Origin of the sequence: Flavobacterium plantiphilum (assembly GCF_046000495.1) — a bacterium.
Taxonomy (GTDB): domain Bacteria; phylum Bacteroidota; class Bacteroidia; order Flavobacteriales; family Flavobacteriaceae; genus Flavobacterium; species Flavobacterium plantiphilum.
The window spans coordinates 298,320-311,288 of sequence record NZ_JBELQA010000003.1; the positions used below are offsets into that span (position 1 = coordinate 298,320).

Below are 12,969 nucleotides of genomic sequence, written 5' to 3' on the forward strand. Positions count from 1 at the left end.
TTGACAATGACAATTTTATAAAGAATAAAATAAGAATAATTAATCCAATCATGATGTCAATTATTGAGTGTTGACATTGTAATTGATATTGACATTAAAAATGAATCTAAACCAAATACATAATGTTTATTTTATCGGTATCGGTGGTATCGGTATGAGTGCTTTGGCGCGTTATTTTAAGTATATTGGAAAGCAGGTTTCCGGTTATGACAAAACACCAACAATTTTAACAAATGAGTTAATCGAAAGTGGTATTGATATTCATTTTGAAGATGATATTAATTTGATTCCTAAGGATTATTTTGTGGAAAATACGCTGGTTATCATCACCCCGGCAGTTCCTAAAACACATGCACAATGGAATTATTTTTTAGAGCGTAATTATCAGGTCAAAAAAAGAGCCGAAGTTCTTGGGATTATAACCAAAGATACTTTTTGTTTTGCTGTAGCCGGAACACACGGAAAGACAACTACATCCAGTATTTTAGGACATATTTTGCACGAAAGCGGTGCTGATGTTACGGCTTTTATTGGTGGAATTGTAGAGAATTATAATTCAAATTTAATAGGAAGCGGAAAAACTGTAACGGTTGTTGAAGCCGACGAATTTGATCGTTCTTTCCTGCATTTGCACCCTAATATCGCTTGTGTGACTTCGATGGATGCGGATCACCTTGATATTTATGGAACAGATAAAGCAATTAAAGAATCTTTTACTGAGTTTGCGGATAAAGTAGAAGATAAATCTAATTTGTTTATTACTACTGATTTACCTCTTTCAGGAGTGACTGTAGGAGTAAATGAATCAGCAGCTTATAATGCTTTTAATATTAGAATAGAAAATAGCAGTTATGTATTTGATGTACAAACACCAACTACTCTTTTAAAAGATTTTCGGTTTGGATTACCGGGCAGGCATAATTTAATGAACGCTTTAATGGCTCTTGCAATGGCAGTAAATTTCGGCACCCCAACCGATGCCATTGCAAAAGCCTTAGCTTCATTTAAAGGAATAAGAAGGCGTTTCTCTTACCAGATCAGAACTGAAAATCTGGTTTATATTGATGATTATGCACATCATCCTACTGAGATTAATGCGGTGCATCAGGCGGTAAGAGAATTGTATCCGGGTAAAAAAGTACTGGCAGTTTTTCAACCGCATCTTTTTAGCAGAACTAAGGATTTTGCTGATGATTTTGCAAAAAGTCTTTCTCAGTTTGACGAAGTGTTATTGATGGATATTTATCCGGCTCGGGAGCTGCCTATGATAGGAATTACCTCAGAATGGTTGCTGTCGATGATAGAGAATCAGGATAAAAAAATAGTTTCTAAAGAAGGTTTAATACCAGCTATGCTGAAAAGTGATGCAACAATTCTGGTTACAATCGGGGCAGGGGATATTGGTGAAATGGTGGGAGCAATTAAAACAGCTTTAAATGAAAAAAATATTTAACTGGACAAACATCAGATTAATCCTAATGTTGGGATTAGTTGTTTTTCTTTTTTCATTCACTTCAAAGCGAAATGAAAAACGGAAAATAGTCGCAATCAAGGTCTTTTTTGTAGGAGAAAACAATCTTTTTGTTAAAGAGGAAACGGTTAATAAATTGTTAATAGAAAATACGAGTAACCCCTTAGCTATTGAAAAAGATAAATTAGATTTGAATAAGCTGGAAAGAAAGCTAAATTCAAATGCGATGATTGACGAATCTGATGTGTTTGTAAGTATTGATGGCGTGCTAAAAGCGGTTGTGAAGCAAAAGACTCCTGTAGCCAGAGTGGTGAATGATGTAGAATCTTTTTATATTGATTATAAGGGAGGTAAGATGCCATTATCGGATAATTTTACGGCTAGGGTTCCTCTGGTTTCAGGGAATATAAACAGCAGGAATGAAGCAGAATTAGCACAGTTATTTTGTGCAATTTATGAAGATGATTTTCTGAAAAAAAATATCATTGCTATTGAGGTAATGCCTAATGCCGGCTTAAAAATGTTCAATAGGAATTATGATTACCAGATAGATTTTGGTAGTATGGTGAATTTTGAAACAAAATTTAAGAACTATAAAGCTTTTTTTCAAAAAGCAGTTTTAGATAGTACATTGTATAAATATAAGAAGATTGACCTCAGGTTTACAAAACAAGTAGTTTGCACTAAATAATAGAAAATGGAAAAAGAGAATATTGCAGTAGGTCTAGATATAGGGACAACCAAAATAGTTGCCATGATTGGCAAAAAAAATGAGTATGGTAAGTTAGAAATTTTGGGTGTAGGAAAATCCAAAAGTCTGGGTGTTGCCAGAGGTGTGGTTAATAATATTACACAAACTATTCAGTCTATTCAGCAAGCAATAAATGAAGCGGAAACTAATTCAGGTTATAAAATAAAAGATGTCGTTGTAGGGATTGCCGGTCAGCACATTCGCAGTATTCAGCATACAGATTACATCAGCAGGAGTAATCCGGAGGAAGTAATAGGGGGTGATGATATTCAGTTACTGATTGATCAGGTGAATAAATTAGCCATGTTGCCAGGAGAAGAAATTATCCACGTATTACCTCAGGAATTTAAAATAGACGGACAATCGGAAATAAAAGAGCCTATCGGGATGTACGGCGGAAGACTGGAATCTAGTTTTCACGTTGTAGTAGGTCAGGCATCTTCAATACGCAACGTAGGACGTTGTATTCAAAGTTCCGGTATCGAATTGTCAGGATTGACTTTAGAGCCATTAGCTTCGTCTGATGCAGTTTTAAGCCAGGAAGAAAAAGAGGCTGGAGTTGCATTAATCGATATCGGTGGTGGAACAACTGATTTAGCCATTTTTAAAGATGGTATTATTCGTCATACCGCGGTAATTCCTTTTGGAGGGAATGTCATTACGGATGATATCAAAGAAGGCTGTTCTATTATAGAAAAACAGGCTGAATTATTGAAAGTGAAATTTGGTTCGGCATGGCCGGGAGAAAATAAAGACAACGAAATTGTATCTATTCCGGGATTAAGAGGCAGAGAGCCAAAGGAAATTTCGTTAAAAAACTTATCAAAAATTATTCATGCCCGTGTGGTGGAAATAATCGAACAAGTCTTTACAGAAGTAAAAGCCTATGGTCATGAAGATCCAAGAAAGAAACTAATTGCCGGAATTGTACTTACCGGTGGTGGTGCTCAATTAAAGCACATCAAACAGTTGGTGGAATATATCACTGGAATGGATACCAGAATAGGGTATCCTAATGAGCATTTAGCAGGAAATTCAGATGAAGAGTTTTCCAGTCCGCTATATGCCACTGCAGTGGGATTAGTGATGAACAGTATCTCGAATAATACACAGAGTGCAACCAGAAAAGAAGAGGTTGTTTCTCAAAGAAATGTTTTCTATCGGGAGCCGGTTGTTGAAACTGTAGAGCGTATTCAGCAGGAAGTAGAAGAGGTAGAAACGCAAAGTTATTCTAAAAAGGAAGAGTCTACAGGAGAAAAAATTAAGCGTTCTTTCTTTGATCGTTACGTGGATAAGATTAAAGATTTTTTGGATAACGCAGAGTAGAAAAATAAGAAGAATAAAGAGAAAATATATTAATATCAAAATACCAAATAATATGACGAGCAACTCAGAATTTGGAAGTATTTCATTTGATTTACCTAAAAATCAATCAAATGTAATAAAAGTAATAGGTGTAGGTGGAGGCGGTAGTAATGCTATCAATCATATGTTTAAGCAAGGAATCAAAGGTGTTGATTTCATTGTATGTAATACGGATTCACAGGCATTACAAAATAGTGGGGTTCCTAACAAAATTCAATTAGGTGTAAATTTAACAGAAGGTCTTGGTGCCGGAGCTAATCCGGATGTTGGGCAACAATCTGCTATCGAAAGTATTGCTGACATTGAAAAAATGTTAGACCGCAATACTAAGATGGTTTTTATCACTGCCGGAATGGGTGGTGGTACAGGTACCGGTGCGGCGCCGGTAATTGCTCAACTGGCTAAAGAAAGAGAGATTCTGACAGTAGGTATTGTAACTTTGCCTTTTACCTTTGAAGGAAAAGTGCGTCAGGAACAGGCACTTATCGGAATTGAAAAATTACGTAAACAAGTCGATTCCTTAATTGTTATCAATAATAACAAATTAAGAGAAGTATATGGAAATCTCGGTTTTAAAGCAGGATTCTCTAAAGCAGATGAAGTTTTGGCAACAGCCTCAAGAGGAATTGCTGAAGTAATTACGCATCACTATACTCAAAATATTGATTTACGTGATGCTAAAACGGTATTAGCAAACAGCGGAACTGCTATCATGGGTTCTTCTGTAGCTTCAGGCGAAAACAGAGCTAAAGAAGCAATTATTGCTGCTTTAGACTCTCCGTTGCTAAATGATAATAAAATTACAGGAGCCAAAAACGTATTGTTGCTCATCGTTTCTGGATCTAACGAAATTACCTTAGATGAAATAGGCGAAATTAATGACCATATTCAAAGTGAAGCCGGTTACAATGCTAATATCATCATGGGAGTTGGTGAAGATGAAACATTAGGTGATGCTGTCGCAGTAACTATTATTGCAACTGGATTTGATATTGAACAACAAAACGGAATTGTAAATACGGAGCCAAAAAAAATCATTCATACCTTGGAAGATGAACAAAAAAGTGTTCATAATCTAAGTAACAATACAGTTGCAGGTTTTGATTTAGATATTGATAAACCGGTAAGCAATGTTGAAGAAAGAGTTGTTTTTGACTTAATTGATGAAGAGGAAGTTGTTGCAGCTGCTCCAGTAGAAAAAGTTGTTCCTGTAGAGGGAAACGAGGAATTGATGGCAATGTCTGAATTTATTAAAAATATTGATGTTACTTTCGAAATTGTTTCTCCAATAAAAGAAGAAGAATTTACATTTTCTGCACCAAAAGCTGAAGAGGTAAAACAACCAACTATTGAAGAGCCTAAAGCAATCGAAAAACAAGAACAGACTTCTATTTCTTTTGATTTGCCTCTTTTTAAATCAGAGCCGGTTAAACCTGAACCAGTACAGGAAAAAGAAGAAAAGATTTTATTTGAACTGACAAATGAAACTAAAGATATTAAGGTAAACCAAGCTGTGCAGTTTGTTCCTGTAACTGAATTGTCAGACAAAGGAGTAATCAGATATTCTCTTGAAGAGTATATGGAAGCCGAAAACGAATTAATTTCGTCTAAACCGACGGAAAAAGTAGTTGAAGAAGTGATTCCTGAAGAACTGAATATTACTATGAAAAAAGTAGAAATGCCTTCAGAAGATTTTTCAAAAGCAGAAGATATTTCTCCTATCGAAATGACAATTGAAGAAACATTACGCTTAAGAGCTGATGAAAGAAGAAAAAAATTGAAAGAATTCAATTATAAGTTTCATAATAATGTTTCTAAGATTGATGAATATGAAAAAGAACCAGCTTATAAAAGATTAGGTATTGATATTTCAAATAATCAGACTAATAATAATGCGAATTCAAGAATTTCGGTTGGAACAGACAGTAATAATGATTTGCAATTGCGTTCTAATAATTCATATTTGCACGACAACGTAGATTAATCTATCCATTTTTGCATACAATAACCCGAAAGTTGCATTTAATTTTCGGGTTATTTTTTTTACCTTCGCAAAAAAAAACAGAGTTTCAGGATAAGTATTATCTCTTGAACTCTTTTTACAAAGAATGTCAAACACAGCATTATTGCTTAATAATAAGAAACCAATGAGTTTATCAGTACAGATCATGGAGGAGATCAAATCAGCCATGAGAGCCAAAGATACCGTAGCTTTAGAAGCCTTGAGAGCAATTAAGTCAGAATTGCTTTTAGCTCAGACTTCTTCAGGATCAAAAGAAGAAATTTCAGCAGATGAAGAAATCAAACTATTGCAACGTCTGGTGAAAACACGTAAAGAAAGTGCCCGGATTTTTACAGAGCAAAATCGTCCTGATTTAGCTGAACCGGAATTGGCTCAGGTTGCTGTAATTGAGAAGTTTTTACCAGCTCAGCTAAGTGAAGAAGAAATTGAAGCAGTCATTGCTAAAATTATTGCAGAAACAGGAGCATCCGGAATTGCATCAATGGGAAAAGTAATGGGATTAGCTTCTGCACAATTAGGAGGAACTGCTGAAGGAAAAACAGTTTCTACTATTGTAAAAAAATTATTAGTTTAAAATAATTTCAGTTTTAGACTTCGGATTTTAGATCTAAAATCTAAACTCTGCAATCTACAATTATAATGGCTGCGTAGTTCAACTGGATAGAATATCAGATTTCGGCTCTGAGGGTTGCAGGTTCGAACCCTGCCGCGGTCACATTCAAATAGCCTCAAAAATGATCTAATTTGAAAGATTGTTTTTGAGGTTTTATTTTAAAATCAATTGCATAATCCATTTAATGGAGATGAATATGGTGTTTCAATTTTTTGTTATTCTTGTTTTTGGTATACTCGCTTTTCAATTAATTGTGTTTAGAATTATAGAACCTGCTTATGTTCTGGCTTTTAAGAAACCCTTGTTTTTACATGTATATCATTTGCTGAAAAAATTGAATAACGAACAAAAAGCAATTTTAGAACATAATTTTCCTTTTTATAACCGACTTAGTTTGAAAAGGAAAAAGTATTTTGAACATCGGGTAAAGGAGTTTTTGTGTAAATATGAGTTTGTAGGCAAGGATATAGAAATTACCCAACTGATGCAAGTATTGATAGCAGGAACGTATGTAATGCTGACTTTTGGTTTCAGGAAATATTTGATTGAATTATTTTCAAGAGTTGTTATTTATCCTTCAAGTTATTATTCGTCTTCTAATGATGCGTATCATAAAGGAGAATTTAATCCCCGAATGAAATCTATTGTTTTTTCATGGGAAGATTTTGTTTTGGGTCATGAAACCTCCAATGATAATATTAATTTGGGATTACATGAATTTGCACATGCCTTGCATTTTCATTGTTTGAAGAGTAATGATCCAAGTGCTGTTATCTTTTATGATGAGTTTAATAAAAGTATGAATTATTATAAAGATGAATCGCTGAATGCGGAATTGCGTTCCAATGGGTATTTTAGATTATATGCTTATCAGAATCAATTTGAATTTTTAGCTGTCATTCTGGAACACTTTTTTGAAACACCGGCAATTTTTAAAAAACAGCATCCTGAGTTATTTACAATTATCGTTAAAATGATTAATTTTGAAGAAAAGGTTTAAATAAAAAGCTTCAAAAGCAATCAGATCTTAGGGATTGCTTTTGAAGCTTTTTTATTTTAAATAGAATCTTTTCATATTATTTCCTGTCAATTTTGTATAATCTACCCTGATCAGTAATAGCATATAAAGCGCCATCATTTCCCTGGGTAATGTCTCTGAATCTTTGATTTTCCTGAGCAAGAAGTCTTTCCTCTCCAATGATCCGATTTTCTTTAATGGCGAGACGAACAATATGCATACCACTTAAAGTTCCTATAAAAAGGTTATTTTGCCATTCCGGTACTTGATTTCCTGTATAAAAAGTCATTCCGCTTGGTGATACTACCGGATCCCAATAATAAGCGGGTTGCTCCATGCCCTCTTTTTGCTGAATTCCTTCACCAATAATTTCTCCACCGTATTCTATTCCATAAGTAATTACAGGCCAGCCATAGTTTTTACCTGCCTCTAAACGGTTGATTTCATCACCTCCGCGAGGTCCGTGTTCACTGAGCCAGATTTCGTTTGTAACAGGATGTATAGCTAATCCTTGAGGATTCCTATGTCCAATTGTGTACAATTCGGCTAATGATTGTGACTGATTAAAAGTTGGATTTCCAGGAGCTGCTTGTCCATTTTTTGTTATTCGGACGACTTTGCCCAAGCTTGTCGATGTAGATTGTGCTAATGGTCTTGTTTCAAGTACAGAGCGTTCTCCGGTACTGACTAAAAGGTTGCCTGTTTTGTCAAAAAGGATACGTCCTCCATAATGAAGCGTACTATTGTTTGCAGGAGTAGTTCGGTAAATAACAGTAGTATTTTCTATATTTTTTGAATCGCCGGATAGTTTGCCTTTAGCAACCGCTGTAATGTTTCCACCAGATACAGCTTCAGAAAATACCCAATACAGTAGTTTGTTGGATTCAAAATCTGGATCCAGGCAAAAACCTAATAAACCGCCCTGATTTGCAGCATTTACTGCAGGAATTCCGGAAATTGGGTCGCTTACTTCTCCTGCTGTGGTTACAATACGAAAAGCACCGTCTTTTTCAGCTATTAATAGTCTGTCATCCGGAAGACTTTTAATACTCCATGGTTTTGTCAGAGCGGTAGTAATTATTTTTGATTCATAATCCGTATTGGTTTGAATCCCATTTATACGGGTTTGCCCATTAAATGCCGGTTTGAAACTGGTGTTAGGGTTTTCGGTTTCTACCGGATTTGTAATTGTACCCGGGTTATTGGTTGAATCGTTATCATTTGAGCAACTGAGTATGCTAAATAATGCAGTGAATAAAATGGAGAGAGATTTAATTTTTATCATCTTATTGGAGAATTAAATTTGTAATTAAAGCTTATACAAAGCTCTGTAATTTAGATGATAAAGTTTTATAGAATTTGAGTGGGTTTTTATATAATTGTTTGTTTTATAGGTTTTTATAAGGCTGTGTGAATTGTTTTTGCATTTTCGAAATGTAAAAGCCTTCTCGTTTGAGAAGGCTTTGGTGGTTTTTTACAAATTGGTGATTTTTTTTAAATCTGCTACCGTTGCAATTGGATTGGAAGCGCTAAAAACATAGCTTCCGGCTACCAATACATCTGCTCCGGCTTCTGCTAATTGAGCAGCGTTTTTGTTGGTAACACCACCGTCAATTTCGATAATAGTTGAAGCTCCTTTTTTATTGATTAAAGCTTTTAACTTTCTGATTTTATCATAAGTATTTTCAATAAAGGATTGCCCGCCAAAACCAGGATTTACACTCATTATTAACACCATATCTATGTCGTTAATTACATCTTCGAGTAAATCAACATTGGTATGCGGATTCAGAGCAACTCCAGCTTTCATTCCTTCGGCTTTAATGGCTTGTAAAGTTCTGTGAAGATGGGTACAGGCTTCAAGATGAACTGTTAATATATCAGCTCCTAACTTTTTGAAAGTCGAAATGTAACGATCAGGATCAACGATCATCAAATGTACGTCGATAGTTTTTGTAGCATGTCTTTTAATAGCTTCTAAAACCGGCATTCCAAAAGAAATATTGGGTACAAAAACGCCGTCCATGATGTCGATGTGAAACCAATCTGCCTCACTGGTATTAATCATTTTGACGTCGCGTTCCAAATTAGCAAAATCAGCAGCTAATACTGATGGAGCAATAAGTGTGTTTTTCATTATGGTTGTGTTGTGTGTTGAATTTTTGCAAAGGTACAAAATCAAATTAGAAATTATGTTTTCCTGACAGAGCAGTTTTTGCGTGAGTGATAGGAGCACTCCGCCAAAGCGGAGCGGATAGCACGACAGCAGCTGGAAAAAAGAGCAAATACTCGCAAAGAGGCGTAGCTCTTTTTTTTCAGATGGTGGCACGCCCAAAATAAATGATTGTTGGTGTAAAAAAAAACTCCGGTCTGAGCCGGAGTTTAAGATAATAAAATTAGGATTAACCTAAATATGTTTTTAAGATTTTACTTCTGGAAGTATGCTTCAATCTGCGGATTGCTTTTTCTTTAATCTGACGAACACGCTCACGTGTCAGGTCAAAAGTTTCTCCAATTTCTTCTAAAGTCATAGGGTGCTGATCACCAAGACCAAAATACAAACGAACTACATCAGCCTCACGAGGAGTTAATGTTTCAAGAGAGCGCTCGATTTCAGTACGTAATGATTCATGGATTAATTCTCTGTCCGGATTAGGAGATTCACCTGAACGTAAAACGTCGTAAAGGTTAGAATCTTCTCCTTCCACAAGAGGCGCATCCATAGATAAATGACGACCGGAGTTTTTCATAGACTCTTTTACATCATTTACGGTCATATCCAGTTCTTTTGCAATTTCTTCTGCAGAAGGCGGACGCTCATTAGATTGCTCTAATAAAGCATACATTTTGTTGATTTTGTTTATAGAACCAATTTTATTTAATGGTAAACGAACGATACGGGATTGCTCAGCCAAAGCTTGCAAAATAGATTGACGAATCCACCAAACTGCATACGAAATGAATTTAAAACCACGTGTTTCATCAAAACGTTGTGCGGCTTTAATTAGTCCTAAGTTTCCTTCGTTAATTAAATCAGGAAGGGTTAATCCTTGATTTTGATATTGTTTTGCTACCGAAACAACGAAACGTAAATTGGCTTTTGTTAATTTTTCCAGAGCTCTTTGATCTCCGGCTTTAATTTTTTGTGCTAATTCTACTTCCTCATCAGCAGTAATAAGGTCAACTTTTCCAATTTCTTGTAAATATTTGTCTAATGAAGCAGTTTCACGATTGGTAACCTGCTTGGTAATTTTAAGTTGTCTCATGTTATTGTTGTCCCATTTTTTATAGTGTACAAATGGTTATACGTATGGAGTTATAAAAAAGTTACAAATCTTCAAAAGATTTTATTCTAATTTAATTTTATCGTTGTGAAAAACAAAAATCCCGTCTCGATTTTAGAACGAGGCGGGATTTTTTATAATTAACCTTTAGTAAACTAAGATCTGATTACTCTTGTTTTGTCTCACGGGGAGGTCTTGCGATAAGTGCTTTTCTGGACACTTTCTCTTTTTTAGTTTTAGGGTCAACTCCCAGGTATTTTATCTGGAATACATCACCCATATTTACTACATCAGTTACGTTTTCTGTACGTTCCCATGCTAATTCAGATACGTGTAATAAAACCTCATTTCCTGGTGCTTCAGTATATTCAACTACAGCTCCAAAATCCAACATTTTGATTACTTTTACTTCATAAGCTTCTCCAACCTGAGGTTTGAAAGTGATCGATTTAATTTTAGCTAATACTGCTTCAATTCCGGCAGGATCAGTTCCTAAAATTTCGATAACTCCTTGTTCGTCTACTTCGTTGATTACAATTGTAGTTCCGGTAGCTTTTTGTAATTCCTGAATTACTTTTCCACCAGGTCCAATTAATGCTCCAATAAAACTTCCAGGAATAGTTCTGGTGATAATTTTAGGAGAATGTGCTTTCACATCAGCTCTTGGAGCAGCGATAGTTTCAACTAATTTTCCTAAGATATGTAAACGTCCGTCACGAGCCTGAGATAAGGCTTGTTCCATGATGTCATAACGCAATCCGTCAATTTTGATATCCATTTGACAAGCAGTGATTCCGTCAGCAGTACCAGTTACTTTAAAGTCCATATCACCTAAGTGATCTTCGTCTCCTAAAATATCTGAAAGTACCGCAAATTTTTCACCATCTGTAATTAGTCCCATAGCGATTCCGGAAACCGGTTTCACCATTTGAACTCCTGCATCCATCAAAGCCATAGTTCCTGCACAAACAGTCGCCATAGATGATGAACCGTTAGATTCTAATACTTCTGAAACTACACGAATAGTGTAAGGACAATCAGCAGGAATCATATTTTTTAACGCACGTTGTGCTAAGTTTCCGTGACCTACTTCTCTTCTTGAAGTTCCTCTTAAAGGGCGAGCTTCACCGGTTGAGAAAGGAGGGAAGTTATAGTGTAAGTAGAATTTTTCTTCTCCTTGTTCTGATGGAGAATCGATTTGGTTCGCTTCTCTGGAAGTTCCTAAAGTTACTGTAGCTAATGCCTGAGTTTCTCCACGTGTAAATAATGAAGAACCGTGTACAGAAGGTAAATAATCAGTTTCACACCAGATAGGTCTGATTTCTGTTGTTTTTCTTCCGTCTAAACGAATTCCTTGTTCTAAAATTACGTTACGAACTGCTTCTTTGTTAGTTTTGTAGAAATATTTTCCAACTAAACCAGCTAAATCAGCATTTTCAGCGTATTCTTCTTCTGTAAATAAAGCTTTTGCTTCCTCTTTTACAGCAGCAAATTTTTCGCCTCTTTCGCTTTTTCCTGATGCTTCTGCTGCAATAGCATAACATTTGTCGTAAGCAGCAGCTTTTACTTTTGCATAAACCGCTTCATCTTCTACTTCACCTTCATAGGTTCTGTAGTCAGGATTTCCAACCGCCGCTCTTAAACGTTGTTGTGCTGCAATTTGTACTTTGATTGCTTCGTGAGCAAATTTAATTGCTTCAATCATTTCGGCTTCTGAAATTTCTTTCATCTCACCTTCCACCATAGCAACAGAATCCATAGAAGCGCCAATCATCATATCGATGTCTGATTTTTCCAATTCTTCTCTGCTTGGGTTGATCACTAATTTTCCATCCACACGTGCAACACGTACTTCGGAAATTAAGTTGTAAAAAGGAATATCAGAAACTGCTAAAGCGGCAGATGCTGCTAAACCGGCTAATGCGTCTGGCATAACGTTATCGTCATGAGACATTAACTGAATCATTACCTGAGTTTCAGCGTGGTAATCATCCGGGAAAAGCGGACGTAATACACGGTCAACTAAACGCATTGTTAATACCTCACTGTCGCTAGGACGTGCTTCTCTCTTGAAGAAACCTCCAGGGAAACGACCTGCAGCTGCAAATTTTTCACGGTAATCTACCGTCAATGGTAAAAAGTCAATACCTGGGTTTGAAGTTCTTGCAGATACTGCTGTTGCAAGCAACATACAGTTTCCTAAACGAACGACAACCGAACCATCGGCTTGTTTGGCTAATTTACCTGTTTCGATTGAGATGCTTCTTCCATCTCCTAAATCGATAATTTCTTGTTTTACTTGTGGAATCATAAGTTTTCCTTTAATTTGATTGTACAATGGGTTTTAGTTGTGTTGTTGTTGTGTAGTTGTTGTAATCTAAAACCAAATGAAAAACCAAACTTTTTTTTATGCAATACTATGTAAACAAAAAGAGGTACTTGCG

The 12,969-nt window shown here is 35.7% G+C and carries 10 protein-coding genes and 1 tRNA gene; 7 read left to right on the forward strand and 4 right to left on the reverse strand.

What is annotated here, in order from left to right; translation table 11 throughout:
- The first annotated feature begins 100 nt into the window (after positions 1 to 100).
- The 7 genes from murC to ABS764_RS06755 all read left to right on the forward strand — a co-directional run bounded on the left by murC (position 101) and on the right by ABS764_RS06755 (position 7,223).
- Positions 101 to 1,453, forward strand: coding sequence for a UDP-N-acetylmuramate--L-alanine ligase (gene murC / locus ABS764_RS06725; RefSeq protein WP_408081030.1), 1,353 nt, complete (start codon positions 101 to 103; stop codon positions 1,451 to 1,453).
- Complete coding sequence (locus tag ABS764_RS06730) at positions 1,437 to 2,162, forward strand: cell division protein FtsQ/DivIB (protein ID WP_408081031.1); 726 nt, start codon at positions 1,437 to 1,439, stop codon at positions 2,160 to 2,162. Before murC ends, ABS764_RS06730 begins: the two co-directional genes overlap by 17 nt.
- A 6-nt stretch (positions 2,163 to 2,168) precedes the next feature.
- Positions 2,169 to 3,548 (forward strand): cell division protein FtsA, encoded by a 1,380-nt coding sequence (gene ftsA, locus ABS764_RS06735; protein ID WP_408081032.1) that lies wholly within the window; start codon positions 2,169 to 2,171, stop codon positions 3,546 to 3,548.
- Positions 3,549 to 3,600: 52 nt separating this feature from the next.
- A complete protein-coding gene (ftsZ, locus tag ABS764_RS06740; protein WP_408081033.1) occupies positions 3,601 to 5,571 on the forward strand; it encodes a cell division protein FtsZ in 1,971 nt (656 codons plus the stop codon).
- 163 nt (positions 5,572 to 5,734) lie between these two features.
- A complete protein-coding gene (locus ABS764_RS06745) occupies positions 5,735 to 6,184 on the forward strand; it encodes a GatB/YqeY domain-containing protein (protein WP_408081190.1) in 450 nt (149 codons plus the stop codon).
- Positions 6,185 to 6,251: 67 nt separating this feature from the next.
- A tRNA-Arg gene (locus tag ABS764_RS06750) sits at positions 6,252 to 6,325 on the forward strand.
- A 94-nt stretch (positions 6,326 to 6,419) separates the two neighbouring features.
- On the forward strand, positions 6,420 to 7,223 hold the full coding sequence (locus ABS764_RS06755) for a zinc-dependent peptidase (RefSeq protein ID WP_408081034.1): 804 nt from the start codon (positions 6,420 to 6,422) through the stop codon (positions 7,221 to 7,223).
- Positions 7,224 to 7,299: 76 nt separating this feature from the next.
- Here ABS764_RS06755 and ABS764_RS06760 read toward each other — a convergent pair whose 3' ends face one another.
- From ABS764_RS06760 to ABS764_RS06775, 4 genes are all read right to left on the reverse strand, one after another.
- Positions 7,300 to 8,526 (reverse strand): PQQ-dependent sugar dehydrogenase, encoded by a 1,227-nt coding sequence (locus ABS764_RS06760; protein ID WP_408081035.1) that lies wholly within the window; start codon positions 8,524 to 8,526, stop codon positions 7,300 to 7,302.
- A 189-nt stretch (positions 8,527 to 8,715) separates the two neighbouring features.
- Positions 8,716 to 9,378, reverse strand: a complete 663-nt coding sequence (rpe, locus tag ABS764_RS06765) for a ribulose-phosphate 3-epimerase (protein WP_408081036.1) — start codon at positions 9,376 to 9,378, stop codon at positions 8,716 to 8,718.
- A gap of 265 nt (positions 9,379 to 9,643) precedes the next feature.
- On the reverse strand, positions 9,644 to 10,507 hold the full coding sequence (locus tag ABS764_RS06770) for a sigma-70 family RNA polymerase sigma factor (RefSeq protein ID WP_026707723.1): 864 nt from the start codon (positions 10,505 to 10,507) through the stop codon (positions 9,644 to 9,646).
- Between the two features lie 184 nt (positions 10,508 to 10,691).
- Positions 10,692 to 12,836, reverse strand: a complete 2,145-nt coding sequence (locus tag ABS764_RS06775) for a polyribonucleotide nucleotidyltransferase (protein WP_408081037.1) — start codon at positions 12,834 to 12,836, stop codon at positions 10,692 to 10,694.
- Positions 12,837 to 12,969: the final 133 nt, after the last annotated feature.

Bases quoted from the DNA above. Each gene is read 5' to 3' on its own strand.
- murC (WP_408081030.1), top strand. From the start codon at position 101: ATGAATCTAAACCAAATACATAATGTTTATTTTATCGGTATCGGTGGT.
- ABS764_RS06730 (WP_408081031.1), top strand. From the start codon at position 1,437: ATGAAAAAAATATTTAACTGGACAAACATCAGATTAATCCTAATGTTG.
- ftsA (WP_408081032.1), top strand. From the start codon at position 2,169: ATGGAAAAAGAGAATATTGCAGTAGGTCTAGATATAGGGACAACCAAA.
- ftsZ (WP_408081033.1), top strand. From the start codon at position 3,601: ATGACGAGCAACTCAGAATTTGGAAGTATTTCATTTGATTTACCTAAA.
- ABS764_RS06745 (WP_408081190.1), top strand. From the start codon at position 5,735: ATGAGTTTATCAGTACAGATCATGGAGGAGATCAAATCAGCCATGAGA.
- ABS764_RS06755 (WP_408081034.1), top strand. From the start codon at position 6,420: ATGGTGTTTCAATTTTTTGTTATTCTTGTTTTTGGTATACTCGCTTTT.
- ABS764_RS06760 (WP_408081035.1), bottom strand. From the start codon at position 8,526: ATGATAAAAATTAAATCTCTCTCCATTTTATTCACTGCATTATTTAGC.
- rpe (WP_408081036.1), bottom strand. From the start codon at position 9,378: ATGAAAAACACACTTATTGCTCCATCAGTATTAGCTGCTGATTTTGCT.
- ABS764_RS06770 (WP_026707723.1), bottom strand. From the start codon at position 10,507: ATGAGACAACTTAAAATTACCAAGCAGGTTACCAATCGTGAAACTGCT.
- ABS764_RS06775 (WP_408081037.1), bottom strand. From the start codon at position 12,836: ATGATTCCACAAGTAAAACAAGAAATTATCGATTTAGGAGATGGAAGA.